Below are 26272 nucleotides of genomic sequence, written 5' to 3' on the forward strand. Positions count from 1 at the left end.
CTTGTGTGGAAATTAATCGCCGATGATATACTGGAGGTATATGTGAGTATGATGGCTGGGATGGATATGGGCAGAATTTTACTCGATTTATCAGATGAGGTGATTAAACGTCTTGATGATCTCAAGGTTCAGCGCAACCTGCCGCGAGCAGAACTCTTACGGGAGGCTGTTGAACAGTACCTGGAGAGGCAGGATCAGGCTGAAACAACAATTTCACGTGCGCTTGGGCTGTGGCAAGGCTGTGAGGAAGATGGTGTTGAATATCAGCGTAAACTCCGTGAGGAATGGTAATGGTCAAAGGATCAGCGCTTTTTGATACCAACATCCTCATCGACCTGTTTAGCGGGAGAAATGAAGCAAAACTAGCGATAGAAACATGGCCGCCACAGAACTCAATCAGTCTCATTACATGGATGGAAGTGATGGTGGGCGCAAAAAAATACCATCAGGAAGCCCGTACTCGCGTTGCGCTAGGCGCTTTTAACGTGATCGGCGTTTCACAGGATATTGCTGAACGAAGCGTAAGTATCAGACAGAAACATGGGATGAAATTGCCGGATGCCATTATTTTGGCCACAGCGCAGATTCATCGTCTTACGCTGATTACGCGTAATACCAAGGATTTTGCAGGCATATCAGGCGTGGTCACGCCGTATACGTTATAACCCGGGCGACCCACGCCGCCCGGTGGTGCGGAGAACCTACTCCCCTTCACCCGGGAACAGGAACGGGTTGATGGAGCTGCGGGCGAAGCCTTCTTGCTCCATGTGCGCGTCCAGCATCAGTGAAGCGAGATCGTCGGCTACTGCCTCAACTTTCGGGTCTTTTTCCTGATAGAGAATCTTCAGGTAAGTCCCACAGTCGCCGCAGCTTTCAGCTTTAATTGCCGCCTGTTCGTTATCCAGCGACCAGTAGTTCAAATCACGGCTCTGCTCGCAGTTGCTGCACTTCACGCGCACCACGTGCCACTCGGTTTCGCACAGGTTGCAGTGCAGATAGCGCAGCCCCTGAGTGGTCCCGATTTGCACTATGCTGGAGACCGGCATTGAACCACATACCGGGCAGTACTGACGCTGTTCACCGTATTCCGCACGGGCTTTGCCGGGGATCAGGCTTGCCATCTGCGCCCAGTAGAGCGACAGGGCAGCCCAAATGAACGGCGCTTTGTCGCTGCTGACGGAGGCGAAATCAGAGGCAAACAGCGCGCTGGCCATCAGCTCCAGTTCCTGCTCTGAGGCTTTTTCCAGATTCTCGATCACGGCTAGCGCAGGGCCGCTCATTTCTGGCTTTAGCTCAGCAATTAACGATTGCAGCAATTTTTGCCAGTGTTTGTCGCGTGGCAGAACGTGGATATCCAGCGGCGGTTTGCCCTGATCGTTCGCTTCTTTGATGCGAGCGGTCAGATCGATCTGCAGCGGATGGTCGTACAACACCACTTCCTGCGCGTGGGCGATCAGCGCGGCAAAGCGCAGGTAATCGCCCAGCGGGTTGTTCTCGGCCAGCTCGCGCAGTCGCTCAGCGCGGCGGTTATACAAATTTTTGAGTCTGGGGAATAACAACGGCGGAATCATATCCGCCGTGCGTTTCTCGCTCGAACCCAGCTCATCTTGCGGGATTATGCGAATACTCATTCAGTTTTTTTTTCCGTTGTCTTGCGGACTTCACGGTACCAGCGCGGGTGATGTTTCTTCGCCCATGAGCTGGTAACCCATCCTTCCACCATCGCGGTAATGGTGCCTTTCACCCAAAGGGCGGCGTAAATGTGCACCATGATAACCACAATTAACGCTACTGCGGCAAATGAATGCAGCATTAACGCGAATCGGATCACCGGGATTGAGAAAGCAGGCGCAAAATACGGACGCCAGATGACCACTCCACTCACCAGCAACAGGACCAGGAAGATAATCGCCGCCCAGAATACGCATTTCTGGCCGAAGTTATAACGTCCCGTGTCACCTACTTCCTCGTTGACGACAATCTTACGAATATTCTTCGCCCAAAAGATATCATCCCGATTGATTAGATTGTGGTGCCAGTAACGGAAAAACATGATGATAAACGAGGCAAACATGACAACGCCGACAAACGGGTGCACAATTCGCGCCAGTTGCGGAGTGCCCATGATGTGCATCAGCCAGTTAAAAGACGGGAAGAGAAAGCCCATCCCGCTCACTGCCGCCAGAATGAAGCAGAAGGCGGTGATCCAGTGGTTGATGCGTTCCGGCGCCGTGTAGCGCACGATGGTGTCACGTCGTTTCATTTGCGCACCTCGTCTTTTTCTTCATGCAGATTGTCTTCTTCCTCTTCCGCACGATTCGGGCCTACGCCGACGTAGTGGAAGATACTGGCCGCAAATGTCGCTGCAAAGCCGACTGCTGCGAGAGGTTTCCAGATGCCTTTCCAGAATTTCACGGTCGCGCTGATTTCCGGGTTCTCCGGCAGACCGTGGTACAGATTCGGCTTGTCGGCATGGTGCAATACGTACATTACGTGCGTACCACCTACGCCTGCCGGATCGTACAGACCCGCATTTTCGTAACCACGCGTTTTCAGTTCCGCTACGCGCTCGCCGGCCAGCGTCTTCATCGACTCCTTCGTGCCGAAATGGATGGCGCCGGTTGGACAGGTTTTCACGCAGGCCGGTTCTTGCCCAACCACCACACGGTCAACGCACAGCGTACATTTGTAGACGCGGTTGTCTTCCGGGTTGAGGCGTGGCACATCGAACGGGCAGCCAGCAATGCAGTAGCCGCAGCCGATGCACTGCTCGGACTGAAAGTCGACGATGCCGTTGGCATACTGAATGATCGCGCCTTCAGCCGGGCACGCCTTCAGGCAGCCCGGATCGGCGCAGTGCATACAGCCATCCTTGCGGATCAGCCACTCAAGTTTGTCGTTCTGTTCCACTTCCGAGAAGCGCATCACCGTCCAGGATTTGGCGGTCAAATCCGCCGGGTTGTCATACACCCCAACGTTGTTGCCCACTTCATCACGGATGTCGTTCCACTCGGAACATGCCACCTGACAGGCTTTACAGCCGATGCAGGTAGTGACGTCGATAAGTTTCGCCACCTCTTCCTGGTGATCCCGCGCCTGAGGCGCGGGGGTGAAACCGTTAGTGGCGGATCGACGAATGATGTCTTGCGATTGATAAGCCATAGGTCGTCTCCGTTACACCTTTTCCACGTTCACGAGGAAAGACTTAAATTCCGGCGTCTGCGTGTTCGCATCACCGACGAATGGCGTTAACGTGTTAGCGATAAAGCCTTTTTTCGCCACACCTTCGTAGCCCCAGTGAATCGGAATACCGATAGTGTCGATATCCTTACCGTTAGCCTTCAGTGTGCGAATACGTTTAGTCACCACCGCTTTGGCCTTAATGTAGCCGCGATTAGAGGAGACTTTGACGGTGTCGCCATGGGAGATACCGAGCTTATTCGCCAGCTTCTCGCCAATTTCCACAAACTGTTCCGGCTGAGCGATGGCGTTCAGCAGCGCGTGCTTGGTCCAGTAGTGGAAGTGCTCGGTCAGACGGTAGGTCGTACCGACGTACGGGAACTTATCTGCTTTACCCAGAGCTTCCGCGTCACCTTTAAAGATACGTGCGGCAGGGTTAGAGACAACGTTCGGGTGCAGCGGGTTAGTCCCAAGCGGCGTTTCAAACGGCTCGTAGTGTTCCGGGAACGGACCTTCCGCCATCTTATCGATAGCAAACAGGCGTCCCATCCCTTCCGGCTGCATGATGAACGGCCCAACGTTGCTGCCCGGTGCGGCGGCGCTGTAGTCCGGAATATCCATCCCGCTCCATTTCGCTCCGTCCCATTTCAGGATCTGACGTTTTGGATCCCACGGATTCCCCTGCGGGTCAGCGGAAGCGCGGTTATACAGAATGCGTCGGTTGAGCGGCCACGCCCATGCCCAGCCCAGCGTATTGCCAAGGCCTGACGGGTCGGCGTTATCGCGACGCGCCATCTGGTTGCCTTCCGGCGTCCAGCTACCGGCAAAAATCCAGCAGCCGCTGGAGGTGGTGCCGTCGTCACGCAGTTGGGCGAACGAGCTGAGCTGTTGGCCTTTCTTGACGATAACCGCGCCGGTGGCCGGGTCGGTAATGTCGGCCAGCGCTTTACCGTTACTCTCCATCGCCACTTCTTCCGAAGCCGGTTCGTGCGGGGTGGAGTAGTTCCAGGTCATGCTCAGCACCTGTTCCGGGTTCGCTCCGCCTTGTTCGGCATACATCTTGCGCAGACGCAGGAAGATACCGGCAAGGATTTCGCCATCGGTAACGGCAATCCCCGGGGCATCCGCGCCTTTCCAGTGCCACTGCAGCCAGCGACCGGAGTTGACGATAGAACCGTTTTCTTCGGCGAAGCAGGTGGACGGCAGACGGAATACTTCGGTCTGGATTTTTGACGGGTCAACATCGTTCGACTCACCGTGGTTCTGCCAGAAGGTGGAGGTCTCGGTGTTGAGCGGATCGATAGTGATCAGATACTTCAGTTTGGACAGTGAAGCCACAACTTTGTTTTTATTCGGGAATGATGCGACCGGGTTAAAGCCCTGGCAGATATAGCCATTCACTTTGCCCTGGTTCATCATCTCGAAGTACTGCAGCACGTCGTACCCTTTGTCCCACTTCGGCAACCAGTCAAAGCCCCAGCTGTTTTCCGCTGTCGCTTTATCGCCAAAGAAGGCTTTCATCATCGAAACGAAGAATTTCGGGTAGTTGCCCCAGTAGTTCACCTGACCTTCCAGCAATGGTTTTGGCGTGTTAGCGGCAAGGTAGGTTTGCAGGTCGGTCTGTTTTTCGCTCGGCAGCGTCATATAGCCCGGCAGGCTTTGTGACAGTAGGCCTAAATCGGTCAAGCCCTGAATGTTGGAGTGACCGCGCAGGGCGTTAACGCCGCCGCCTGCCATCCCCATGTTGCCAAGCAGCAACTGGATCATTGCCATAGTACGGATGTTCTGTGCACCCACGGAGTGTTGCGTCCAGCCCAGGGCGTACAGGAACGATGCGGTTTTATCTTTGGCGCTGGTTTCTGCGATGTATTCACAGACCTTCAGGAAGTCGGCCTTTGGCGTCCCACAGATGTTTTCGACAACGTCCGGCGTGTAGCGGGAGACGTGCTGTTTCAGCAGGTTCCACACGCAGCGCGGATGTTGCAAGGTGACGTCGCGTTTGGCGAAGCCTTTTTCATCCAGTTCGTAGTTCCAACTGGTTTTGTCATACTTGCGTTTGTCCGCGTCGTAGCCGGTGAACAGGCCATCTTCGAAACCGTAATCCTCACGCACGATCAAGCTGGCGTTGGTGTAGGCTTCAGTGTATTCGCGGTTGAATTTTTCGTTGTTCAGCAGGTACAGCAAAACGCCTGACAGGAAAGCAATGTCAGTACCGGAACGAATCGGAGCATAGAAATCAGCCACCGCAGCGGTTCGCGTAAAGCGCGGATCGATCACAATCAGCTTCGCGCCGTTGTGAATCTTGGCTTCCATCGCCCAGCGGAACCCGACCGGGTGAGCTTCAGCGGCGTTACCGCCCATCACCACGACGAGGTTGGCGTTTTTAATGTCGACCCAGTGGTTGGTCATCGCACCGCGACCAAATGTTGGAGCAAGACTTGCTACCGTTGGTCCGTGTCAGACGCGTGCCTGGTTGTCGACCGCGAGCATACCGAGCGCGCGGGAGAATTTTTGCGTTAAATAGCCGGTTTCGTTACTGGAAGCGGAAGCACACAGCATCCCGGTGGAAAGCCAGCGGTTAACGGTTACGCCTTCGGCGTTTTGTGCCACATAGTTAGCGTCACGGTCTTCTTTCATCAGCTTAGCGATGCGGTCAAATGCCTCATCCCAGCTAATCTGTTGCCACTTATCAGAGCCTGGTGCGCGGTATTCCGGGAATTTCAGGCGGCTTTCGGAGTGGATGAAGTCCACAAGTCCAGCCCCTTTCGGGCACAGCGCGCCACGGTTCACCGGGTGATCCGGGTCCCCTTCGATATGGAAGATGGATGCTTTGGCGTTTTTAGCTCCGTCACCGAGGCTGTACATTAACAGTCCACAGCCAACGGAACAGTAAGTGCAGGTGTTACGGGTTTCACGGGTGCGCAGCAGTTTATATTGCCGTGTTTCCGCGAGCGCTACGCCGGGTGCAAAGCCCAGTGCCGCTGCCGTGGTGCCTGCCATACCGCCAGCGCAGATCTTAAAGAACTGCCTTCTGCTGACCTGCATGGTTCGCTCCTTGTTTCGACATTGTCACGTTCCCTTCGCTTTTCTATAACGCGAACGCGAGGGAAGTGGTTGTTATTTTTCTTTGCGGACGGGACCGCAAAGGTCCAGAATTGGGTGAATTTCCCTCCGTCCAGGAGGGGTTTGTAAAGAATACCACAATGTTGGTATGCGTGTTCCAATATGGTTAAAAGAAAGTGAATAAGATTATTCAAGAAAACATCAAGAATGTGACATCTCCGACAGGATCTCGTCAGTTGACCCTCTGGAAGCGTGAGGATTTGCAACAGCCTCAGCCTGATGAGGTAGCTGAAGAAGTGCCTGTGGCGCTGGTATATAACGGGATTTCACACGTGGTGATGATGGCATCACCGAAAGATCTTGAGCACTTCGCGATGGGCTTTTCACTTTCTGAAGGCATTATTGAGTCCCCGCAGGATATTTACGCGATGGACGTAGTGCCTTCCTGCAACGGATTAGAAGTGCAGGTTGAGCTGTCCAGCCGCCGCTTTATGGGGCTGAAAGAGCGTCGTCGCGCACTGGCCGGGCGCACCGGCTGCGGTGTTTGTGGTGTGGAACAGCTTAATGATATAGGTAAACCGGTGCAGCCACTGCCGTTTACCCAGACATTCGATCTGGCGCATCTCGATAACGCTTTACGGCATCTCCCTGATTTCCAACCTGTTGGGCAACTGACAGGCTGTACGCATGCGGCTGCCTGGGTTCAGCCGTCAGGTCATCTGGCGGGTGGGCATGAAGATGTAGGTCGTCATGTTGCGCTGGATAAACTGCTGGGACGACGTGCAATCGAAGGTGAGACCTGGCAGCAGGGCGCGGTATTAGTCTCCAGCCGCGCCAGCTACGAGATGGTGCAGAAGTCGGCGATGTGCGGCGTGGAAATTCTGTTTGCCGTCTCTGCGGCGACAACGCTTGCTGTGGAAGTTGCTGAACGCTGTAATCTGACGCTGGTGGGTTTTTGCAAACCGGGCAGAGCAACAATCTATACGCATCCGCAACGTTTGATCGCTCTGTGACGCCACCAGGCGGCCAAAATACTGCCTGAAAATGCCAGTTCCATGATTACAGCGACTGGCGAGCCGACAATCACATTGTTCAGTAGCCAACACAGGCTGCCGCACAATGTGTATCCCCGTAATCTTCCGCTGCGTTTTTGAAACGACGCAAAGGTCATCAGCAGGCTTCCCATCAGCGGCAAAATACTCGACAAATTTTGCCAAAGATAAACGCTACACAGCAGCGATCCCAGCATAAATCCCCCCATCGCCCAGCGGTGAAACGTGACAATGGCCGTCGCGTAGCGGCATGCGGCAATGATCATTAACCCAGCCGCAGCGTGTTGATCTAAAAGATAGAAGTGGATAGCCAACAGGGAAGTGGAGCTGGTGAGCAGAAATAAGGTGATGGCCCGGCGTTGGAAATGAAAAGCGGAAATATCCAGCAAAAAGCTGATGCCAGCCAGCATCTGAGAGAGGAGAAATGCGTTCATAATGTGCGCCAACAGTTAATGAGTGACGGGACAATAATCGACGCATCAACGTAAGGCGTTAACCTTTGTTAAGACGCTGGCGAATACGAGACAGGCTAACGGGAGTGATGCCGATATAGTTGGCGAGATCGCGCTGAGTGAGCTGCGACTCCCAGTCCGGGAAGTGTGTTTGTACGTACTGGTAGCGTTGCTCTGGGGTATTGAGCAGCAGCATTTGCTCTTTTTTCTCTTTGTAGATCAACTGCTGAACCAGTAGCTGGGTCTTAAGATCCTGATTTTCCGGCGCATCCAGCAACGCCAGCGGTATTTCACTGGTTTCGCCAGCGGTGATCATCTGCAGACTGTAATCGGCAGGCGTGTTGGTTAGCCAGTTCAGATACAGAAAGCAGTACTCCCCAGGGAAGTAGAATTCTTTAACCTTTTCAACGCCGTTGTCTGCGTGATACACCGCACGTACAACGCCATGATGTAAAAGATGGATTTTACTTTGCGGTTCACCCTGACGTAGTAACCAACTACCCGCCGGTTGCGCTTTCCTTCGGCTGCCTGCAAGCCATTGTGATTCCCGATTACGTGCCATCTTATCTCTCAAATAATTTGAATAAGACTGGCAAATCCTTCCGCTTTCAGTTGTGTGATGAGATGGCTATTATTTATCACATCAAGGCACGGTGCCTTATTCAAACAACTTAGTTAAAGGGTTTATATCATGAAAAGCATCAAAACTTTTGTCGCAGTTATCGCTCTGGCTACTTCTTTCGGTTCTTTCGCTGCTCAGACAGTGACCGCAACCGGTTCTACGCTGGAAAGCGCTGAAGCAAAAATTGCCGCTCAGGCTGAACGTGCAGGCGCCAGCGATTATAAAATCACTCAGGCTTACACCGGCAACCGCGTGCACATGACCGCTGAACTGCTGAAATAAGATACCTTAGTACTGTCGAAAGAGCGCCCTTGAGGCGCTTTTTTAGTTTATACCCGCCATTCTTAACAGCGCAGTTACCACCGCGGCAGCGACGATCACCACAATCAGCGGCAGCTTGCGCCAGGCGAGAAATACCGCAAAAGCCACGCCCAGCACGCGCGCCATGCCGGCAAAATGTTCCCCTTCGTAAAAGGTGGTCGCCAGCGCAACGGAGAACAGTAATACTGTTGCGGCGTCGGAAAGCAGTGCCTGCGAGCGTTCTGAGAACGCTAAACGGCTGCCAAGCTTCGCTCCTCCTAAACGCATTAAATACGTTCCCAGAGATAAGATGGCGATACCGACGATAAACAGCGTCATGTTGCCCATTATTTTTTCCTCGTCAGTAAGCCAAACAGTGAAAGCAGGACCGGTAAACCGACCGGTGCAAAGGGGATGGCGGCAAGCGACAGCCCGGCGCCGCTACAGGCACGGATCAGCGTGGTGCGGTTTTTGAATGCTGGGACAACCAAAGCCAGCAGAATGGCGGGGAAGACGGCATCCAGACCGATAGTCTCCGGGGCGGGGAGCAGTTTGCCGACACCCGCGCCGATCAGCGTGCCTACAGGCCAGAAAATGGCGACGCCCAGACCGCACAGCCAGTAGGCGGCTTTTCGTTGTTCGGGCGTTTTTTGCGACAGGCCAAAGACCACGCTTTCGTCGTTCATGATATGGCAGCCGAGGAAGCTGGCGGCCCGGCTACCCACCAGATCGCGCACCGTGACGCCAAACGGCACGTGTCGGGCGTTGACCAGTAAACCGGCAGCCGCAGCCGCCAGTGGATTACCACCGCTGGCGACGATGCCGATAAACATAAACTCGGACGCGCCCGCCAGCACGGTAATAGAGAGCACAAACGGTACCCACAGCGGGAAGCCGTAGGCCATCGCCAGCGAGCCGTATGACATGCCGACGACGCCGACGGCCAGACAGACTAAAAATATTGCTTTTATCGTGTCGCTTTTGAGACTGGAAAAATAATGTTTCATACCGTTTTAGCCATATCGAACGAATTTCCATTATAATGAACGGGACCAGTTAACTTTACAAGTCGAACGATTCGTTCGATATAAAAAACGTGGAGTCGTGAATGACCCAGCCCATCAGTATGATTGCGAAAAGCCTGGTGCGTGAACGTCAGCGCACCGGTTTGTCGCTGGCGGAGATTGCCCGTCGCGCGGGGATTGCAAAATCGACACTCTCGCAATTGGAAGCGGGCAATGGCAATCCTAGCCTGGAAACGCTCTGGTCGCTGTGTGTGGCGTTAGATATTCCCTTTGCTCGCCTGCTGGAGCCGCAGGAACAAAAAACGCAGGTGATTCGCCGCGGCGAAGGGACAAAGGTGGTGGCTGAGCAGGCCCACTATCAGGCCATTTTACTGGCCGCCTGCCCACCGGGGGCGCGGCGGGATATCTATCTGCTGCTGACGCAGCCGGGCGCGGATCGGATTTCACAGCCCCATCCGCCGGGATCGGTAGAACACATCATTGTGACGCAGGGTAAGGCGATGGTGGGATTGACGGAAGCGCCGGAGGAGTTAGGCGAGGGCGACTATATTTGTTACCCCGCAGATCGGGCGCATATCTTTAAAGCGCTGGAGCCTGACACCCAGGCGATTCTGGTTTCTGAGCAGAACTAACTGTTCTGTTGCGTTGTGCCGGATGCGGCGCGTTAGCGCCTTATCCGGCCTACAAGTCTATTGCAGATAAAACACTTCTTTTAGCTCTGCGCTAACCGGGCTGTTGTCCGGGTTGGCCGGCATGACGTCACGCATATGCTTCCACCAACGCTGGCAAACGTCGGTGCTGGCGACAGCATTCCAGCGCGCTTCGGACTCAATCTCAACGGTAGCAAACAGCAGGTTGCGCTCCTGATCGAGATAAATCGCGTAGTGATGGGCGCCGTGTTTTTTCAGCACTGCTTCCAGTTCTGGCCAGATGGGATTGTGTCGATGTTGATACTCAACGTGCGCGTCGGCATTCACCTGCATCACAAAGGCCTTGCGGATCATAACGCCTCCAGATACAGCTCGCGGACTTCGTCGCGGCTGGCGGTGCGCGGGTTGCACGGCGCACACGGATCGGCCAACGCTTTATCCAGCCAGCCTTCAATATCCTCTTTGGTCACGCCAAGGGAACTAAAACCCGCAGGAATACCAACACGCTTGCTGAGCGCACGAATCGCGTTGATAGCCTCCATGCTTGCCACTTCATCGCTCATACCACGGGTATCGACACCCATCGCCTGCGCCACGCGGGCAAAGCGCGCCACGGCGTTCGGGCGATTAAAGTTTTCAATTACCGGCAGCAGGATGGCGTTGCAGACGCCGTGCGGCAGATTATGGGTTGCGCCCGGCTGGTGAGCCAGCGCATGCACCAGCCCCAGACCAGCGCTGTTGAATGCCATACCCGCCAGATACTGACCAAACGCCATTTGCTCGCGGGCTTCAAGGTTATGGCCATCGTCGACCGCTTTCGGTAGCCACAGGTTGATTAAGCGAATTGCTTCCAGCGCGTTGGCGTCGGTGAGCGGATGCGCGCCAACGGAAACATAGGCTTCCACCGCGTGGGTCAGGGCGTCCATACCGGTTGCGGCGGTGACGGAGGCCGGGATTTCCAGCATCACGCTGGCGTCATCCACGGCAATATCCGGAATGATATTCGGGTCGATGATCACCTCTTTGACCTTGCGGGCAGAGTCGATAATGACCGCGTTGCTGGTCATCTCTGCTGCCGTACCGGCGGTGGTATTGATGGCGACCAGCGGTACACCCGCATTTTTCACTTTGCCTACGCCGGAGTAAGCGGTAGAAGGGCCGGGGTTGGCGGTCAGGATCTTCACCGCTTTAGCGGTATCGATCGGGCTGCCGCCGCCGAAGGCAATAATGTAGTCACATTCTGCGCTTTGATATGCCACAAAACCTTGCTGCACCAGCTCTTCTGTCGGGTTTGGGAACACCTCATCAAACAGGTGGTAAGACATTTGATGTTCATCCAGCGCGGCAAACAGGCTGTCCAGCAGGCCCAGCTTCACCAGTTGACCATCAGTGACGATCAGCGCTTTGCCCCATTGCTTATTCGCCACAAGATTCACCATATCGGCAATCGCGCCGGCGCCATGCAGGCTAATTTTTGGCAGTGCCAACATAAAGCTCATGAATATTCTCCTTAATAATAGTAAGCCTTTGTAGGCCGGATCAGGCGAAGCCGCCATCCGGCGCCGTGTTATTGCCCGATGACGCTGCGCTTATCGGGCCTACGGGAAAGGAGCCGCCATCCGGCATTGGGTTGGGGGTGGTATCAGTACAGCGCTATGGCGCTTGCCAGTGGCGTCACACCAAAACGTTTGCCAAGCGCAATCAGTTCTTCGCGCGTGATGGTCTGCTTCATACCGCCCATCGAATAAATTTTGACCAGAACCTCGGCGGATTTCTCTGCGGTATCTATCAAACCGAACGCCTCGTCGAGAGTCGGTCCGCTACCGAACACGCCGTGGAACGGCCACAGTACCAGCGAATGTTTCTGCATTTCCTCGGCGGTCGCCTGGCCGATTTCATCAGTACCCGGCACTATCCACGGCAGAATGCCGACGCCATCCGGGAATACCACCAGGCACTCGGTGCTGCCTTCCCACAGTTTGCGGGTGATCAGCGCGGTGTTGTTTTCCAGCACGTAGGTCAGGGCGATCAGGTTAGTGGCATGGCAGTGCATGATCACGCGGTCTTTGCCGTTCGTCGCCTTAATGCGTTCGCAGTGGGAGAGGAAGTGCGCAGGCAACTCGGAAGTTGGTACCGCTTCGTGGGTCAGTCCCCAGAGGATGTGGTAGCCCGCGCCGTCGCTGTCTACTTTCACCACGCCCAAATTGGCTGCCGGATCGAGCTGAACGTTGCGGAAAAATTTGCCGGAACCGGTGACGATAAACGGCGTGTTCGCCAGCAGTGGCATCGGCTGACTTAGCGCGATATAGCGCGGTTTTTCATGGAAATCGGCGCTAAATGGTGCAATGTCTGCCTCATCCAGACGCAGCGTCAGGTTACCGCCGTTACGCTCGTCCCAGCCTTTCAACCACGCATCGGAAGTGGCTTTGATCATGCCCTGGACGAACCAGGAAGTAGTAATGTTTTGCATCTTCGGTGTTCCTGTTTATTGCCCGAACGTTATCGGGTCTTACGTAGGCCGGATAAGCGAAGCGCCATCCGGCAATCGTGTTTCATTCATTGCCGGATGGCGACGCGGGGCGTCTTATCCGGCCTACAAGTCTGGCGTCACGGTTAGCTACGTTTGCTTAAAATCTCTTTTTCATAGGCGCGCACGCTTTCCAGCCACTGGCTGCCCGCTGGCGTGTCGTGGCGCTTGCAATACATCTCCCAGACGGCCTGCCACGGCAGCGATTTTTGCTCTTCCAGCAGCGCCAGACGTGCGGTGTAGTCGCCGCTGGCTTCGAGCTGACGCAGTTGTTCGGTCGGTTCTAACAGCGCGCGCAGCAGCGCTTTTTTCATGTTGCGGGTGCCAATCACCCACGCGGCGATGCGGTTAATGGAAGCGTCGAAGAAGTCGAGTCCAATGTGTACGCGGTCGAACAGGTTGTGGCGGACGATCTCGCTGGCAATCGCCTGAGTTTCATCATCCAGCAGCACGACGTGGTCGCTGTCCCAACGCACCGGACGGCTGACGTGCAGCAGCAGGCGCGGTACGTACAGCATGGCGGCGGAGATTTTGTCGGAAATCACTTCGGTCGGGTGGAAGTGACCCGCATCAAGGCATAGCGCGGTTTGACGGCTGGTGGCGTAACCCATGTAGAATTCGTTGGAGCCCACGGTGTAGCTTTCAGCGCCGATGCCAAACAGTTTGCTCTCGACGGCGTCGATATGGTGCGCCGGGTCGAGTTTCTCGCTGATCACGTCGTCCAGTGCTTCCAGCAGGCGCTGGCGCGGCGCTAAACGGTCAACGGTGATGTCTTTCATGCCATCTGGGATCCAGATGTTCATCACCGACGGCGTGCCCAACTGCTCGCCGAAGTACGCCGAGACGCGACGGCTGGCTTTGCAGTGATCGATCCAGAACTGGCGAATGGTGTCGTCAGCATGCGCCAGCGTGAAGCCGTCGGCGCTCAGCGGGTGTGAGAAGCAGGACGGGTTGAAATCCAGCCCTAACTGGTTCGCTTTTGCCCACTCAACCCAGTTTTTGAAATGTTCAGGTTTGATTTGGTCGCGGGCAACCGGCGTATCCGATTCCAGATAGATCGCGTGCAAATTCAGGCGTTTTGGCCCTGGGATCAGGCGTAGCGCCTGCTCCAGATCGGCCCGCAGTTCGCTGGCGTTACGCGCTTTGCCCGGATAGTTGCCGGTAGCCTGAATACCGCCAGTGAGCGAGCCTTCCGGATTCTCGAAACCGGCGACATCATCGCCCTGCCAGCAGTGCATGGAGACCGGCAGACGATCGAGCTGGCGTAAGGCCGCCTCGACATCAATACCTACCGCGGCGAAACGCAGTTTTGCCAGTTCCCAGGCTTGTTCAAGTTGAGTGGTCATGCGCAAAGCTCCTTTGTCTGTCGTAGTGATTGAAACTGCGCCTGGTAGCGGGCAATTTCACTTTCAGGATTTGGAATGAAGGTGGTCAGGTCGTAGTTGGCGCGCACAACCTGACGGAAATCATCGACGTTGCTAAGCTCGTCCAGCGTCATTAACTGGATGCCAATATTGCCGAGCGTGGAGGCCTCAATTGGCCCGGACATCACGCGAATACCGCAGGCATCCGCGCACAGTTGGTTCAGTAAGGCGTTCTGGCAGCCGCCACCGACGATGTGCAGTTGGCTAAACGCTGCGCCACGCAGGAGTGCCAGCTCTTGCAGGATGTCGGCATACAGCAACGCCAGGCTGTCGAAGATACAGCGCGCCAGTTCGGCGTTTTGCAGGGGAACAGGTTGACCCGATTCACGGCATGCCGCCTGAATTTCCGCGCTCATGTCGTCGGGATTGATAAAGCGATCGTCGTTCGGGTTTATCAGGAACTGGCAGGCCGGCAGCGCTTGCGTTTCGGTGATAAGCGTTGGCAGGTCGGTAATCTGGCGCTCTTTTAAAACGCGCTGGAGCAGCCATAACCCCATAATATTTTTCAGTACACGGTAGCGCCCTTCCGCGCCTCCTTCGTTGGTGATGTTTGCCGCCAGCGCCGCATCATTGGTATACGGCGTTCTGCTCTCAAAACCCATCAGTGACCAGGTACCAGAAGAGAGATACGCGCTGTTTTGATCGGCCAGCGGCGAAGCAATAACCGCGCTGGCGGTGTCGTGACTGGCGACGGCCACGACCGGAATGTGATTTTTCTGCGGGCAAATCCAGTAGCCAATGACGTTCCCTGGATGCGTCGGGCGACCAAACCAGGCTTTGTCTGCCCCGGTCCACGCCAGCAGCGTGTCATCCCAGTCGTCAGTATTGATATTGACGAGCTGCGTGGTGGTGGCGTTGGTGTATTCCCAGTTCATTTCGCCGGTCAGGCGAAAGCTAAAGTAGTCGGGGATCAGCAGGGCATGGGCCACCTGCGGGAGCAGCTCTGGCTGCTGTTCAACCAGCGCACGCAACTGATACAGGGTATTAAAGGGCAGAAACTGAATACCGCTACGGCGGTAAATTTCACTTTTACCCGGTTGCGCCATCGCCTGCGACATGATGCCAGTCGTGCGGCTGTCACGGTAAGAGACCGGCAGACCTACACGTTGACCGGCGTTATCGATCAGGACGTAATCCACGCCCCAGGTATCGATGCCGATGCTGTCGATCCGAATGCCTGCATCGCAGACTTTCTTCAGACCAAGACGAATGTCGTTTTCCAGGCTGTCGATGTCCCAGGTGTCGAAACCGTCTGTTTTTTGCAGACAGTTAACGAAACGGTGGATTTCACGCAGCGTCAGGGTGCGGTGTTCACTGTCGTAACGCGCCAGCATTACGCGCCCACTGGATGCGCCGAGATCGACAGCGACACAATGGCGAAAAGTCATAGCGAGGTCCTTCTGAGTTTTATTGCACTCAGTCTAAGAACCCCGGGAAAAGCGTACCTTCTTGACAGTGACAGCCCCAATTAGCGGCTGGCAACACGGCAAAGGTGAACGTGATGCTGTTCACAGTTTCCACTAATAGCGTGGATTTTGGCGGATGTGACGTCTTCCGCATTTCCCGATCTTTCCCGCCATTTCTTGAAGAATTAACCGTGTTTACGCACTTTGGCGTCAAAAATTTAAGGTGAGGGTAGTAACCCTTAATTACTATTCAGCCATATTCGTTAATCAGGGGGAGCTGTCATGACCGTACTGCATTGCGTGGATTTTTTTCCGACAGGTAAAGCACCAGTGGCTATCGAACCACGCCTTCCTCAACCCGCGTTTCCTGAGCATCACCATGATTTTCATGAAATTGTGGTGGTCGAGCATGGAACGGGGATCCATGTATTCAACGGACAGCCTTACACCATCAGCGGCGGTACGGTGTGTTTCGTGCGCGATCATGACAGGCATTTATACGAACATACTGACAATCTGTGTCTGACCAATGTTCTGTATCGCTCCCCGGATGCGTTTCAATTTCTGGCCGGGCTGAATCAGCTTTTGCCTCAGGAACAAAATGGGCAGTATCCCTCCCACTGGCGTGTAAACCAGGGCGTATTGCAGCAGGTTCGGCACCTGGTAGGGCAGATGGAAACGCTCGGCGAGGGGATGGATACGCCGACGGCGGCAAATCGCGAGATCCTGTTCATGCAGTTGCTGGTGCTGCTGCGTAAAAGCAGCCTGATGGAAGCGGCCACTGATAACGATGCGCGTCTTAACCTTTTGATGGCGTGGCTGGAAGATAACTTTGCCGACGATGTGTGCTGGGAGGCGTTGGCCGAGAAGTTTTCGCTCTCTTTACGCACTTTGCACCGCCAGCTTAAACAGCAAACAGGGCTGACGCCGCAGCGCTACCTTAATCGTCTGCGGCTGATTAAAGCCAGGCATCTGCTTCGTCACAGTGATGACAGCGTGACAGAGATCGCCTATCTCTGCGGTTTTGGCGACAGTAACCACTTTTCGACGCTTTTTCGCCGTGAGTTCAAGTGGTCACCACGCGATATTCGTCAGGGGCGCGATCTCGTTGTGGCAAGCAGCCTCCAGTAACGCGAAAGCTATCAACGTTTTTTACCGCCGAATCTCAGATAATCATGTCCCTTAACGCCGGATGGCGGCTACGCCTTATCCGGCCTACGTGTCACGTAATCTGTAGGTCGGATAAGGCGTAGCCGCCATCCGACAGGGAATATTGTGATGGCGAACCATCTGGTCCTTCTGAAATCAGACTTTTTTGCGCATGAGCAGCAGGCTGTCGCCGTGGCCGATCGTTATCCGCAGGATGTCTTTGCTGAGCATACCCATGAGTTTTGCGAGCTGGTGTTGGTCTGGCGCGGTAATGGTCTGCATGTCCTTAACGATCGCCCGTACCGGGTAACCCGTGGCGATCTGTTTTACATTCGTGCCGAAGATAAACACTCCTACACTTCCGTTAACGACCTGGTGTTACAAAATATCATCTACTGTCCGGAACGATTGACGCTGAACGTTGACTGGCAAGGGGCGATCCCCGGATTTGACGGTACGCCGAGGCAGCCGCACTGGCGACTCGGCAGTGTTGGCATGACCCAGGCCCGGCAGGTGATAAGCCAGCTTGAGCATGAAAGTAATCAACGTGATGCGCAGGCTTTCACCATGGCTGAGCTGCTGTTCGGGCAACTGGTGACCCATCTTAAACGCCATCGTTACGCCACGGATACGCTTCCGGCGACCTCGAGTGAAACGCTGCTGGATAAACTGATCACCGCGCTAGCCGGTAGCCATGAACATGCGTTCGAACTGGATAAGTTTTGTGAGGGTGAACGGTGCAGCGAGCGCGTTTTGCGCCAGCAGTTTCGCAGCCAGACCGGGATGACCATCAACCAGTACCTGCGCCAGGTGCGGGTCTGCCATGCCCAGTATCTGCTCAAACATAGTCGGTTGATGATTAGTGAGATTTCCATGCGTTGCGGCTTTGAGGACAGTAACTACTTTTCGGTGGTGTTCACGCGCGAAACCGGGATGACGCCAAGCCAGTGGCGTCATCTCAGCACCCAGCCCGCTTAGCTGGCCATTCCCAGACCCACAATGTTTGCCGCGACAATGATCACCACGCAGCCAAGGCTTAGCACACTGACCGGACGTCGTCCTGCATTGCTCCACTCTTTCATGATCAGGCCTACGATACCACCGCACAGGACGTAGAAGCTCATGTGCAGCATCCAGCTCATATAGTCATATTGCGCCGGAATTTTGGCATGGCCCCAGGCGTAAAAGAAGAACTGGAGATACCACATCAGACCAGCAAGCGCCGAGAACAGGATGTTGCTGATAATCAGCGGCTTGGCTAACGAGAAGTCGGCTTTTACTGACAGATTTTTCATTTTTGCCAGACGAATGAAGCAGTATCCCAGATTGATTACCGCACCGCCGCCCATGATGACGACGTAGCTTGGCAGGGCGACATACAGCGGATCGATACCGAGTGCTGCAGCGGCTTCATGCATGGGTTTAGCCGCATCCATCGCAAAGGACATCCCCGCGGAGAAAAAGCCGCACATCACCGCCAGAATCAGACCTTTTTTCAGATTGAACTCTTCGGCTTTGATGCCCATCTTGCGCTCTTTTAACTGTCCGGCACGGGTGACAATCGCCACGCCGATCAGGGCGACCAGCACGCCGAGCAGGGTCATACGCCCACCAGGCGTGCCGATGAGCACGTCAAATTTACCGGCAATGATTGGCGTCATTAAGGTGCCAACAATCAGCGTAATGCCGATAGCGATCCCGATCCCCATCGACATACCGAGGTAACGCATGGTCAGACCATAGTTGATGTTACCAATCCCCCACATGGCACCGAATAAAAATACCGGCAGCAGTGTGGACGCGCTAAATGAACTGTAATAGGTCCAGAAGTCCGGCAGCAGGATCGCGCTGACGAGCCAGGGAAGGATCAGCCATGAAACAAAGCCACCGATGGACCACATGGTTTCCCAGGACCAGTGTTGTACCTTTTTAAAGGGGGCATAGAAACAAGCGGCACTAGCGGCACCGATAAGATGCCATATTATCCCCATCGTAATTGCGTTACCCATTCTGTTTCCTTTTGAATTATCGATTTGGCAGGATGAAAATCACCCGTTTTGATATTCAAAAGTCTAAAGAGTGAGCAATAAATTAACCTTCAGTATGCTGCCGCGTGATGAGTAATGCTGGCAAAATTCAGGGGATGAAAGGGATGTTGATCACAAATGCGGCTCCGCCCCTCTTTTTGTGAAGGGCGGAAATATTGAGGATTAGCAGATTCTTACTGCCTGAATACCCAGTAACCAGGCGAGTTTTTCCAGTACCTCACCATGATGCCCCAGGCCAATACTGCAATGATGGGCTGGGCCGCCCATGCACCATTGCGTGGTAAACTCGCGAGCCGATAACGGGAAGTGATAGCGGCTGTTGGTGTTGCCGATATCCAGAACTTCACCCGCCACCGCTTCACCTTCGGCATACTGTAAACGCACCCCGTTTTCGGCATCTTCAATTACCGAAAGAAAGGTTACCGGGCCAGCTTTCACGGTCATCTGAATAGACACACCTTTACCGGGTTTGCCATGATAAACCGGCAACGGCACCAGATTTACCGGACCATCCGCCATCAACGGGTGTGCCGGACCATCATGCCCCCATAAAACAACATCATCGGTAAATTCAATACCATAGGGTTCTGAAAATGAACCTCCAGCCCCTAAAAGTTGCTGAATTTTCATCGCCAGCACATTCTTGATTTCATATTCTCCCGCTACGGGAATACCACGGTGTGTAAGCAGCGTATTGCCGAGAATTATTGAGGTGATGATATTCTCATAAGCGTTACCGTTACGACCCTCATAGTAATAGGCGAGTGCGCCGAGCTTATTCCGGGCAATCAGTTTATCCATGGCACAGGCTGTGGTGAGTGCGCGGTCAAGCTCTGCAGGCTCGCAGGCGGCATCCAACTGAAGTACACGGTGCATTTCCTGCTGTTTAGCATGGAGCTCTGTCTCGCTGACCTGCTCGCGATATTCTGCCAGTTCACACATTTCCAGAGGCTTAAAGCGAACGCCCATTTTGGCGGACAAGTTCGTCATATTGCTGTAAACGTCCACCATGCCGTCATAGTAGTGTCCGAGGACGCCGACCTGACAATTTGCCAACATTTGTCGAGCGTTAAGGGCTTGTAGCCACTGCGCCGTTTGTTGCCAGACGTACTCATCGCCCTGTAATGCGCCAACGATCAATTGAAAGCGGATATTCGCACGGTTAAACACGTTTGCCAGTTCGGGGGCGCTGCAGGCCTGACAGTGCGCCAGCCACTCTCCAGTACGCCCGCCCCGATCGGGAATTTGACGGATAGTTGAATAGGGCAGTCCTGGCTCTGGCTGTAGGGCCAGAATAATGACCGGTTTATTGATGCTTTGCACAAGGGGGAGCACCGTTGAGCTGAGCGCGTAGGTGCTGATGTAAAGGCAGACCGCATCGACTGACTGCTGTTGCAACCGCTTGATAAGGGCATCGGCTTTATCGACGTTATCAATCAGGCCGCCATTAATCACGGTGGCTTGTTGTGCCGTCAGACGCTCATCAATTGTTTGCAGGTAGCCCTGAAGACGTGACTCCAGGCCTGTAAACTGGGGCCAGTATGTGTCGAGGCCGATACCAAAAAGGGCAATGTTGACAGACATAGCAATATTTCCTTGTGAGATAATTCTCAGACTATGTCGTGCTTTATCTCCCATGTCCTTCATGTCGCTGCCTGTTTTCTACACAGGTTGGCAAAATTCACCTGATTTTCCCAGTGATGCTCACACTTTTGCCGCATAATAGCCCTGTAAAAAGTACGGCATTGATAATCATTTTCAATATCATTTAATTAACTATAATGACCCAACTGCTTACGCGGCGTTAACACTGGCCGCCCGACAATACTGGAGATGATTATGAGTTATACACTGCCATCCCTGCCGTACGCTTATGATGCCCTTGAACCGCACTTCGATAAGCAGACGATGGAAATCCACCATACCAAACACCACCAGGCTTACGTAAACAACGCGAACGCTGCGCTGGAAAGCCTGCCTGAATTCGCTAGCCTGTCTGCTGAAGAACTGATCGCTAAACTGGATCAACTGCCAGCTGACAAGAAAACCGTACTGCGCAACAACGCGGGCGGCCACGCTAACCACAGCCTGTTCTGGAAAGGTCTGAAAACCGGTACTACGCTGCAGGGCGACCTGAAAGCAGCTATTGAACGTGACTTCGGTTCCGTCGACAACTTCAAAGCTGAATTTGAAAAAGCTGCGGCAACCCGTTTTGGCTCCGGCTGGGCGTGGCTGGTTCTGAAAGGTGACAAGCTGGCTGTTGTTTCCACCGCTAACCAGGATTCCCCGCTGATGGGTGAAGCTATCTCTGGCGCTTCCGGCTTCCCGATCGTGGGCCTGGACGTTTGGGAACACGCTTACTACCTGAAATTCCAGAACCGTCGTCCAGACTACATCAAAGAGTTCTGGAACGTGGTGAACTGGGACGAAGCTACCGCGCGTTTCGCAGCAAAAAAATAAGTTCTACGCGTTAACGAAACCCCTGCAAGCGATGCTTGTGGGGGTTTTTTTGTGATCAGGCTCAATATAAAAACAATGATCCATTTAAATTGAAACAAGGTTTTATTATGCGAGTGGGATCACTTTTATAGTCTCTATGAATGTCTATCTTCTTTTCATCAAGACGGGCGCATCTCAAAAGCAAGATGCAATCGCCCATAAAAATTGCCCCATTTTTATGTCTACAGGTGATGGAAATGCAGATCAAACGAACGATAGAGAAAATCCCAGGCGGCATGATGCTGGTGCCGCTTTTCCTGGGCGCGTTGTGTCACACCTTTTCCCCCGGCGCCGGGAAATACTTCGGCTCCTTTACCAACGGTATGATCACCGGTACGGTACCTATCCTGGCGGTCTGGTTCTTTTGTATGGGGGCGTCGATTAAGCTAAGCGCCACCGGTACCGTACTGCGTAAGTCGGGCACGTTAGTCATCACCAAGATTTTGGTGGCGTGGGTGGTCGCGGCGATTGCTTCACGCATTCTGCCGGAACATGGTGTGGAGGTCGGATTCTTCGCCGGGCTATCTACGCTGGCGCTGGTGGCCGCCATGGATATGACCAACGGCGGGCTGTATGCCTCGATTATGCAGCAGTACGGCACCAAAGAAGAGGCCGGGGCGTTTGTCCTGATGTCGCTGGAGTCTGGCCCACTGATGACCATGGTGATACTGGGAACCGCCGGGATCGCATCGTTTGAACCGCACGTGTTTGTAGGGGCCGTATTACCGTTCCTGATTGGCTTTGCGCTGGGGAATCTGGACCCTGAGCTGCGCGAGTTCTTCAGCAAAGCGGTGCAGACGCTGATCCCTTTCTTTGCTTTCGCATTAGGTAACACCATTGATTTGAGCGTGATTGCGCAGACTGGCGTACTGGGTATTCTGCTGGGTGTCGCGGTGATTATCATCACCGGTATCCCCTTGATTATTGCCGATAAACTGATTGGCGGCGGCGATGGTACGGCGGGGATTGCGGCCTCCAGCTCCGCAGGTGCGGCGGTTGCCACGCCGGTGCTGATTGCGGAAATGGTTCCGGCATTTAAACCGATGGCACCGGCAGCAACTTCCCTCGTCGCCACGTCGGTGATTGTGACCTCAATTCTGGTGCCGATTATCACCTCCATCTGGTCGAAAAGGGTTAAAGCCAGGGCGGCGGAAATTGATATTCGCGGTACCGTGAAATAAGTCTCTTTTGCCGGATGGTCTGTACCATCCGGCTTAACGAGTTAACCTTCTACAACAAAGACTTCATCGATAGTTCGACATTCGCTCTCGTTCAACTCTCCCCCGGCATTGCGTGACACGCCGGTGCAATAGCCAAACTTACGCGACACCACGGTTTTGATGGTGGTGACAAAATCTTCGCCGATGGCATAGATGGACATGTAGGTGCCAATTTGGTCCTGAATATCGCGAAGCGCTGCCAGGTCGCCCTGCTTAAACGCTTCCCGCGCGCTGACAAACAGTTCCGGCATGACGTTGTTTAATCCTGAAATAATCCCCGCGCCGCCTGCCAGCAGGTTAGGAATGTAGTATTCGTCATAGCCGGACAGCACGGCAAAATCCTCCCGTACGGCGCGGGTGGTCTGAATCATACTGCGGGTATGGGACTGGCAGTCGACGGTATCTTTAATGCCAGCAAAATTCGGGAACTCGGCGGCGAGGGTGGCAACCAGCTCGGGCGTTAAATCGCAGCCGGTGCGTGCCGGAAAGTTATAGGCAAACCATTTACCGCTAAGTTTCTGCCCCAACTGACGGAAGTAGCTCAGCAGCTGTTTTGCCGTTTGCCCGTAGTAGTAAGGTGGCAGGATCATGACGGCGTCGTAACCGACGCGATACGCTTCCTGCGCCATCAACAGCACATCATTCTGGCAGGTGGATGAGACGTTGGCGACCATCTTCAGCGAGCTCATGGCGCGGGCTTCGCGGATCAGCAGCAGCCTTTCTTCGAGCGTAAAGGAGGCAAATTCTCCGATGCTGCCCATCAGCAAAATCACGTCGATTTTGGCCTCGGTTAGGCGTTTGAGATGCTGGCTCAGACCGTTAAGATCGATCTTGCCATCATTGTCCATTGGCGTAATGGAAGGACACCAGACGCCAGCAAATTGCGATTGACCAGTCACGTTGTCGACTCCTTATTTGAAATGATGTTTCAAAACCAGATTACATTGATAACATGTGTCCCTAACTTTCATGTGAACCGTGCTCTCATTTTGAGCGACTGGGGTAAAATAAATGTGGTGTAATGGGGGAAATTTATCGGGAGAGGGAACAGATGCGATATCCGGTCGATGTTTTTACTGGCAAGGTTCGGGACTACGCGGGAAGCCGTCCCAGCGCGATTGCTAAGGTCCAGGTTGACGGTGAGTTGATGCTGACCGAACTGGGGCTGACGGGTGATGAGCAGGCGGAAACAAAAATTCACGGCGGGCCGGATCGCGCGTTGTGCCATTATCCGCGTGAACACTATCAGCACTGGAGACAAGCGTTTTTGCAGCAGGCGGAGCAATTTGTCGCGCCCGCGTTTGGTGAGAATCTCTCTACGGAGGGGTTAACGGAAGAGAATGTCTTTATTGGCGATATTTTCCAGTGGGGAGACGCGCTGATTCAGGTTACGCAGCCGCGCTCGCCGTGCTTTAAGCTGAATTTCCATTTTGGCATCAGCGATATGGCCAGCCAGATGCAGGATGCAGGCAAGACAGGCTGGCTATGCAGCGTCATCGCTCCCGGTCAGGTGTCGGCAGACGCACCGTTGATCCTGGCGTCACGCGTCAGTGACGTCAGCGTGCGGGAGGCGATTGCGATTGCCTGGCATATGCCGTTTGATGACTCGCAGTATCATCGTCTACTGTCTGCTGCCGGGTTATCGAAAAGCTGGACCAGAACGATGCAAAAGCGTCGTTTAAGCGGCAAGATCGAAGACAATTCCCGCCGTTTGTGGGGAAAATAAACCCACCTTTATCTTGCAATTAAATCAGGTGGCAACACCTGATTTGCCTCTCTTGTGGTTGTTATCGCGGTGTACTAAAGCGTGTAAAAAACCTGCCTGTCCCGTCATGTTTTCAGGTCATTCTTGATACCTGGTCCACAAAAAGAAACTCTGCGTTGAAAAAAAACTTGAGTATTTCCGGCACTCAAATATCTTAGCTTCAAATTGGTTTAAACCAGATGGGCGAGATGAAAAAGAAAAACAATGTTGATGTGCTCAGGGAGCGCTTTGAAAACTGGTTAAACGAGAATAATTTGCCAGCCGGCTCCAAATTGCCTTCTGAGAGAGAGTTATGTGAGCTACTGGATGCCAAGCGCATGACCTTACGGCAGGTTCTGATTGAGCTTGAGATTGATGCGCGTATTTTCCGAAAGAACCGCAGTGGTTGGTTTATTTCATCGAAGCGATTTATTTATAACCCTAAATCACTTTCCAGCTTCAATGCCGAAGCCTGTGCTCAGGGGCGTAAACCTTTTTGGGATTATTTGACCAAAGAAACGATTGAGACGGTTCCACACCATGTTGATGATGTTTTTCTCTCCTCCGGCGATCGCTATTTAGTTACCGGCTGGTGTGGCCTTGATTCACATAAAGTGTTTTACCATGAGTCCTATATTGATGCTGATGTTGCACCAGGATTCATAAACAAACTTGGCAATCAGTCTTTTGCCAGCGTCTGGGAAGATGCGTTCGGTCATGTTTTAAATATCAAAGAAATGATTTTTAAACCGATCAATATGCCGGAAGTGGCCTGCAAAGAACTGGGCGTGGCGCCTAATACATATGGAATTTTAGTAGAAAAACATCGGGCTACCCGAGATAAAAAAGTGGTTCAGGTTGACTTTGAATACTGGCGACTTGAATCAGTGGAACTTGTTATTCGTGATGAATGAGAAAACTATGGGAAAATGTAACCAAGAACTTCTCGCTGAACGTGCGAGAAATATACCACTGTACCTACATGCTTATGCCTTTCATCTGAATATGCGCTATGAGAGAGTCTTGCCGGGCGATCTTCTGGATATTGCGCATCAGCAGCAATTGAAGGGTGTGAAAATACATGTTGAGGATGGTGAATCCCAATCACTGCAAAAACTTAACGATCGGCAGTTACACGATTTTAAAGAGAAGGCTCAAAAATATAACCTGGATGTGCACATTGAAACGAGCGCATCGGACCAGGCGACATTGACCGATGCGATCCGTATTGCTGTGGCAACTGGCGCAACGTCAGTTCGGTTCTACCCGCGTTATGAAGGGCATCTGAACGATGTTATGGCGAAGATTGCCAATGATATTGCATGGCTGTCTCAGTATGACGATTGCGGATTAAGTTTTACTATCGAACAGCATGAAGATCTGCAAGGTCATGAGCTGGTGACGCTGGTGAATAATAGTAGGATGAAGAATCTCTCTATTTTGTTTGATTTTGGCAACATGATTAACGCTAATGAGCAGCCGCTTTCTGCGTTAGAGGTCATGTCTTCTTTGATCACTCAGGTGCATATCAAAGACGCAAAAATTATTAAAGAAGGTAAAGGCTGGGGGCATGAAGCTTGTCGTTCAGGATACGGCGACTTACCTATGGAAGAGATGCTCAAAGCACTATTACTCTTAGGTGAAGATAAGCCGCAAGTACATGCTTTTGGTCTGGAAGAAGAAGTTGAATATTATGCTCCGGCATTTCGTTTCGACGATGAGGGCGATAATCCATGGATCCCGTGGCGCGATGCAAGCTATACGCCGCTGCCCGACGCTGACATGATTGATGCGCGATTGGCGCAGGAAAAAGAACATGCTCTGGCTCAAATACAATACATTCGTGACTTGTGTAAAAAATTTACAGATTACCAATAAGTTTCTTTAAATATATTAAATGTGAAAGAGTTA

Annotated in this window: 28 protein-coding genes; 12 read left to right on the top strand and 16 right to left on the bottom strand. The window is 53.4% G+C overall.

The features are described 5' to 3' along the window. The first annotated feature begins 48 nt into the window (after positions 1 to 48). Positions 49 to 291 carry a ribbon-helix-helix domain-containing protein gene (locus tag E1B03_RS01805; RefSeq protein ID WP_043018956.1) on the top strand — a complete coding sequence of 81 codons (243 nt, stop codon included), beginning with the start codon at positions 49 to 51 and terminating at the stop codon, positions 289 to 291. After that, positions 291 to 665, top strand: a complete 375-nt coding sequence (locus E1B03_RS01810; protein WP_103771918.1) for a type II toxin-antitoxin system VapC family toxin — start codon at positions 291 to 293, stop codon at positions 663 to 665. The genes E1B03_RS01805 and E1B03_RS01810 overlap by 1 nt, the downstream gene beginning before the upstream one ends. A 36-nt stretch (positions 666 to 701) precedes the next feature. On the opposite strand, the gene fdhE is transcribed toward E1B03_RS01810, so the two are convergent. The 4 genes from fdhE to fdnG are packed head-to-tail and all read right to left on the bottom strand — an operon-like array spanning position 702 to position 6225. After that, positions 702 to 1631 (bottom strand): formate dehydrogenase accessory protein FdhE, encoded by a 930-nt coding sequence (gene fdhE, locus E1B03_RS01815; protein WP_103771919.1) that lies wholly within the window; start codon positions 1629 to 1631, stop codon positions 702 to 704. Next, on the bottom strand, positions 1628 to 2263 hold the full coding sequence (gene fdoI, locus E1B03_RS01820) for a formate dehydrogenase cytochrome b556 subunit (protein ID WP_040233076.1): 636 nt from the start codon (positions 2261 to 2263) through the stop codon (positions 1628 to 1630). The genes fdhE and fdoI overlap by 4 nt, the downstream gene beginning before the upstream one ends. Continuing rightward, on the bottom strand, positions 2260 to 3162 hold the full coding sequence (gene fdoH, locus E1B03_RS01825) for a formate dehydrogenase O subunit beta (protein WP_003028691.1): 903 nt from the start codon (positions 3160 to 3162) through the stop codon (positions 2260 to 2262). Before fdoH ends, fdoI begins: the two co-directional genes overlap by 4 nt. Positions 3163 to 3174: 12 nt before the next feature. Then, positions 3175 to 6225 carry a formate dehydrogenase-N subunit alpha gene (gene fdnG, locus E1B03_RS01830; RefSeq protein WP_103771920.1) on the bottom strand — a complete coding sequence of 1017 codons (3051 nt, stop codon included), beginning with the start codon at positions 6223 to 6225 and terminating at the stop codon, positions 3175 to 3177. 194 nt (positions 6226 to 6419) lie between these two features. On the opposite strand from fdnG, the gene fdhD reads away from it, so the two are divergent. Next, a complete protein-coding gene (gene fdhD / locus E1B03_RS01835; RefSeq protein ID WP_103771921.1) occupies positions 6420 to 7256 on the top strand; it encodes a formate dehydrogenase accessory sulfurtransferase FdhD in 837 nt (278 codons plus the stop codon). Here the strand turns inward: fdhD and E1B03_RS01840 are convergent. Beyond that, complete coding sequence (locus E1B03_RS01840; protein WP_103771922.1) at positions 7223 to 7729, bottom strand: YgjV family protein; 507 nt, start codon at positions 7727 to 7729, stop codon at positions 7223 to 7225. The two genes, fdhD and E1B03_RS01840, sit on opposite strands and share 34 nt — an antisense overlap. 58 nt (positions 7730 to 7787) lie before the next feature. After that, on the bottom strand, positions 7788 to 8309 hold the full coding sequence (locus E1B03_RS01845; protein WP_133085599.1) for a Crp/Fnr family transcriptional regulator: 522 nt from the start codon (positions 8307 to 8309) through the stop codon (positions 7788 to 7790). A 129-nt stretch (positions 8310 to 8438) separates the two neighbouring features. On the opposite strand from E1B03_RS01845, the gene E1B03_RS01850 reads away from it, so the two are divergent. Next, positions 8439 to 8651 carry a YdgH/BhsA/McbA family protein gene (locus E1B03_RS01850; RefSeq protein ID WP_003825262.1) on the top strand — a complete coding sequence of 71 codons (213 nt, stop codon included), beginning with the start codon at positions 8439 to 8441 and terminating at the stop codon, positions 8649 to 8651. A gap of 42 nt (positions 8652 to 8693) precedes the next feature. Here E1B03_RS01850 and E1B03_RS01855 read toward each other — a convergent pair whose 3' ends face one another. Continuing rightward, positions 8694 to 9017 carry an AzlD domain-containing protein gene (locus E1B03_RS01855; RefSeq protein WP_103771924.1) on the bottom strand — a complete coding sequence of 108 codons (324 nt, stop codon included), beginning with the start codon at positions 9015 to 9017 and terminating at the stop codon, positions 8694 to 8696. Next, positions 9017 to 9676 carry an AzlC family ABC transporter permease gene (locus E1B03_RS01860; RefSeq protein WP_133085600.1) on the bottom strand — a complete coding sequence of 220 codons (660 nt, stop codon included), beginning with the start codon at positions 9674 to 9676 and terminating at the stop codon, positions 9017 to 9019. The genes E1B03_RS01855 and E1B03_RS01860 overlap by 1 nt, the downstream gene beginning before the upstream one ends. Before the next feature lie 101 nt (positions 9677 to 9777). Here E1B03_RS01860 and E1B03_RS01865 point away from each other — a divergent pair, with 101 nt between their 5' ends. Beyond that, complete coding sequence (locus tag E1B03_RS01865; protein ID WP_003825255.1) at positions 9778 to 10326, top strand: helix-turn-helix domain-containing protein; 549 nt, start codon at positions 9778 to 9780, stop codon at positions 10324 to 10326. Positions 10327 to 10383: 57 nt separating this feature from the next. Here the strand turns inward: E1B03_RS01865 and rhaM are convergent, their stop codons facing one another. The 5 genes from rhaM to rhaB all read right to left on the bottom strand — a co-directional run bounded on the left by rhaM (position 10384) and on the right by rhaB (position 15683). Continuing rightward, a complete protein-coding gene (gene rhaM, locus E1B03_RS01870) occupies positions 10384 to 10698 on the bottom strand; it encodes an L-rhamnose mutarotase (RefSeq protein ID WP_133085601.1) in 315 nt (104 codons plus the stop codon). Continuing rightward, positions 10695 to 11843, bottom strand: a complete 1149-nt coding sequence (fucO, locus tag E1B03_RS01875) for a lactaldehyde reductase (RefSeq protein WP_103771926.1) — start codon at positions 11841 to 11843, stop codon at positions 10695 to 10697. The genes rhaM and fucO overlap by 4 nt, the downstream gene beginning before the upstream one ends. Before the next feature lie 143 nt (positions 11844 to 11986). After that, a complete protein-coding gene (gene rhaD / locus E1B03_RS01880) occupies positions 11987 to 12814 on the bottom strand; it encodes a rhamnulose-1-phosphate aldolase (RefSeq protein ID WP_133085602.1) in 828 nt (275 codons plus the stop codon). 143 nt (positions 12815 to 12957) lie between these two features. After that, on the bottom strand, positions 12958 to 14217 hold the full coding sequence (gene rhaA, locus E1B03_RS01885; protein WP_133085603.1) for an L-rhamnose isomerase: 1260 nt from the start codon (positions 14215 to 14217) through the stop codon (positions 12958 to 12960). Then, positions 14214 to 15683 carry a rhamnulokinase gene (gene rhaB, locus E1B03_RS01890; RefSeq protein WP_103771929.1) on the bottom strand — a complete coding sequence of 490 codons (1470 nt, stop codon included), beginning with the start codon at positions 15681 to 15683 and terminating at the stop codon, positions 14214 to 14216. The genes rhaA and rhaB overlap by 4 nt, the downstream gene beginning before the upstream one ends. A 300-nt stretch (positions 15684 to 15983) precedes the next feature. Here rhaB and rhaS point away from each other — a divergent pair, with 300 nt between their 5' ends. After that, complete coding sequence (gene rhaS / locus E1B03_RS01895; RefSeq protein WP_103771930.1) at positions 15984 to 16832, top strand: HTH-type transcriptional activator RhaS; 849 nt, start codon at positions 15984 to 15986, stop codon at positions 16830 to 16832. Positions 16833 to 16979: 147 nt separating this feature from the next. Beyond that, entirely contained in the window at positions 16980 to 17828 is an 849-nt protein-coding gene (rhaR, locus tag E1B03_RS01900; RefSeq protein ID WP_103771931.1) for an HTH-type transcriptional activator RhaR, read from the top strand. On the opposite strand, the gene rhaT is transcribed toward rhaR, so the two are convergent. Continuing rightward, the gene (gene rhaT / locus E1B03_RS01905; RefSeq protein WP_003028737.1) at positions 17825 to 18859 is read right to left on the bottom strand and encodes an L-rhamnose/proton symporter RhaT; all 1035 of its coding nucleotides are present in this window, start codon (positions 18857 to 18859) and stop codon (positions 17825 to 17827) included. The genes rhaR and rhaT overlap by 4 nt on opposite strands. 201 nt (positions 18860 to 19060) lie before the next feature. Continuing rightward, positions 19061 to 20482 (bottom strand): L-fucose/L-arabinose isomerase family protein, encoded by a 1422-nt coding sequence (locus tag E1B03_RS01910; protein ID WP_133085604.1) that lies wholly within the window; start codon positions 20480 to 20482, stop codon positions 19061 to 19063. Positions 20483 to 20737: 255 nt separating this feature from the next. Here E1B03_RS01910 and sodA point away from each other — a divergent pair, with 255 nt between their 5' ends. Then, positions 20738 to 21358, top strand: a complete 621-nt coding sequence (gene sodA / locus E1B03_RS01915) for a superoxide dismutase [Mn] (RefSeq protein WP_133085605.1) — start codon at positions 20738 to 20740, stop codon at positions 21356 to 21358. A gap of 236 nt (positions 21359 to 21594) precedes the next feature. Then, a complete protein-coding gene (gene kdgT, locus E1B03_RS01920) occupies positions 21595 to 22578 on the top strand; it encodes a 2-keto-3-deoxygluconate transporter (RefSeq protein WP_043018906.1) in 984 nt (327 codons plus the stop codon). 41 nt (positions 22579 to 22619) lie between these two features. On the opposite strand, the gene E1B03_RS01925 is transcribed toward kdgT, so the two are convergent. Further along, the gene (locus E1B03_RS01925) at positions 22620 to 23516 is read right to left on the bottom strand and encodes a dihydrodipicolinate synthase family protein (protein ID WP_103771933.1); all 897 of its coding nucleotides are present in this window, start codon (positions 23514 to 23516) and stop codon (positions 22620 to 22622) included. Between the two features lie 152 nt (positions 23517 to 23668). On the opposite strand from E1B03_RS01925, the gene yiiM reads away from it, so the two are divergent. From yiiM to E1B03_RS01940, 3 genes are all read left to right on the top strand, one after another. Then, positions 23669 to 24343: a 6-hydroxyaminopurine reductase gene (gene yiiM, locus E1B03_RS01930; RefSeq protein ID WP_133085606.1), complete on the top strand. Its 675-nt coding sequence runs from the start codon at positions 23669 to 23671 to the stop codon at positions 24341 to 24343. A gap of 227 nt (positions 24344 to 24570) precedes the next feature. Continuing rightward, the gene (locus tag E1B03_RS01935) at positions 24571 to 25275 is read left to right on the top strand and encodes a GntR family transcriptional regulator (protein ID WP_103771935.1); all 705 of its coding nucleotides are present in this window, start codon (positions 24571 to 24573) and stop codon (positions 25273 to 25275) included. A gap of 7 nt (positions 25276 to 25282) precedes the next feature. Beyond that, positions 25283 to 26239, top strand: a complete 957-nt coding sequence (locus E1B03_RS01940) for a sugar phosphate isomerase/epimerase family protein (protein WP_133087182.1) — start codon at positions 25283 to 25285, stop codon at positions 26237 to 26239. Positions 26240 to 26272 lie beyond the last annotated feature (33 nt).

The organism is Citrobacter arsenatis, from assembly GCF_004353845.1.
Lineage (GTDB): Bacteria > Pseudomonadota > Gammaproteobacteria > Enterobacterales > Enterobacteriaceae > Citrobacter > Citrobacter arsenatis.

Coding starts and splice junctions, on each gene's coding strand:
- E1B03_RS01805 (WP_043018956.1), top strand. CDS start 49: ATGATGGCTGGGATGGATATGGGCAGAATTTTACTCGATTTATCAGAT.
- E1B03_RS01810 (WP_103771918.1), top strand. CDS start 291: ATGGTCAAAGGATCAGCGCTTTTTGATACCAACATCCTCATCGACCTG.
- fdhE (WP_103771919.1), bottom strand. CDS start 1,631: ATGAGTATTCGCATAATCCCGCAAGATGAGCTGGGTTCGAGCGAGAAA.
- fdoI (WP_040233076.1), bottom strand. CDS start 2,263: ATGAAACGACGTGACACCATCGTGCGCTACACGGCGCCGGAACGCATC.
- fdoH (WP_003028691.1), bottom strand. CDS start 3,162: ATGGCTTATCAATCGCAAGACATCATTCGTCGATCCGCCACTAACGGT.
- E1B03_RS01840 (WP_103771922.1), bottom strand. CDS start 7,729: ATGAACGCATTTCTCCTCTCTCAGATGCTGGCTGGCATCAGCTTTTTG.
- E1B03_RS01845 (WP_133085599.1), bottom strand. CDS start 8,309: ATGGCACGTAATCGGGAATCACAATGGCTTGCAGGCAGCCGAAGGAAA.
- E1B03_RS01850 (WP_003825262.1), top strand. CDS start 8,439: ATGAAAAGCATCAAAACTTTTGTCGCAGTTATCGCTCTGGCTACTTCT.
- E1B03_RS01855 (WP_103771924.1), bottom strand. CDS start 9,017: ATGGGCAACATGACGCTGTTTATCGTCGGTATCGCCATCTTATCTCTG.
- E1B03_RS01860 (WP_133085600.1), bottom strand. CDS start 9,676: ATGAAACATTATTTTTCCAGTCTCAAAAGCGACACGATAAAAGCAATA.
- E1B03_RS01865 (WP_003825255.1), top strand. CDS start 9,778: ATGACCCAGCCCATCAGTATGATTGCGAAAAGCCTGGTGCGTGAACGT.
- rhaM (WP_133085601.1), bottom strand. CDS start 10,698: ATGATCCGCAAGGCCTTTGTGATGCAGGTGAATGCCGACGCGCACGTT.
- fucO (WP_103771926.1), bottom strand. CDS start 11,843: ATGAGCTTTATGTTGGCACTGCCAAAAATTAGCCTGCATGGCGCCGGC.
- rhaD (WP_133085602.1), bottom strand. CDS start 12,814: ATGCAAAACATTACTACTTCCTGGTTCGTCCAGGGCATGATCAAAGCC.
- rhaA (WP_133085603.1), bottom strand. CDS start 14,217: ATGACCACTCAACTTGAACAAGCCTGGGAACTGGCAAAACTGCGTTTC.
- rhaB (WP_103771929.1), bottom strand. CDS start 15,683: ATGACTTTTCGCCATTGTGTCGCTGTCGATCTCGGCGCATCCAGTGGG.
- rhaS (WP_103771930.1), top strand. CDS start 15,984: ATGACCGTACTGCATTGCGTGGATTTTTTTCCGACAGGTAAAGCACCA.
- rhaR (WP_103771931.1), top strand. CDS start 16,980: ATGGCGAACCATCTGGTCCTTCTGAAATCAGACTTTTTTGCGCATGAG.
- rhaT (WP_003028737.1), bottom strand. CDS start 18,859: ATGGGTAACGCAATTACGATGGGGATAATATGGCATCTTATCGGTGCC.
- E1B03_RS01910 (WP_133085604.1), bottom strand. CDS start 20,482: ATGTCTGTCAACATTGCCCTTTTTGGTATCGGCCTCGACACATACTGG.
- sodA (WP_133085605.1), top strand. CDS start 20,738: ATGAGTTATACACTGCCATCCCTGCCGTACGCTTATGATGCCCTTGAA.
- kdgT (WP_043018906.1), top strand. CDS start 21,595: ATGCAGATCAAACGAACGATAGAGAAAATCCCAGGCGGCATGATGCTG.
- yiiM (WP_133085606.1), top strand. CDS start 23,669: ATGCGATATCCGGTCGATGTTTTTACTGGCAAGGTTCGGGACTACGCG.
- E1B03_RS01935 (WP_103771935.1), top strand. CDS start 24,571: ATGAAAAAGAAAAACAATGTTGATGTGCTCAGGGAGCGCTTTGAAAAC.
- E1B03_RS01940 (WP_133087182.1), top strand. CDS start 25,283: ATGGGAAAATGTAACCAAGAACTTCTCGCTGAACGTGCGAGAAATATA.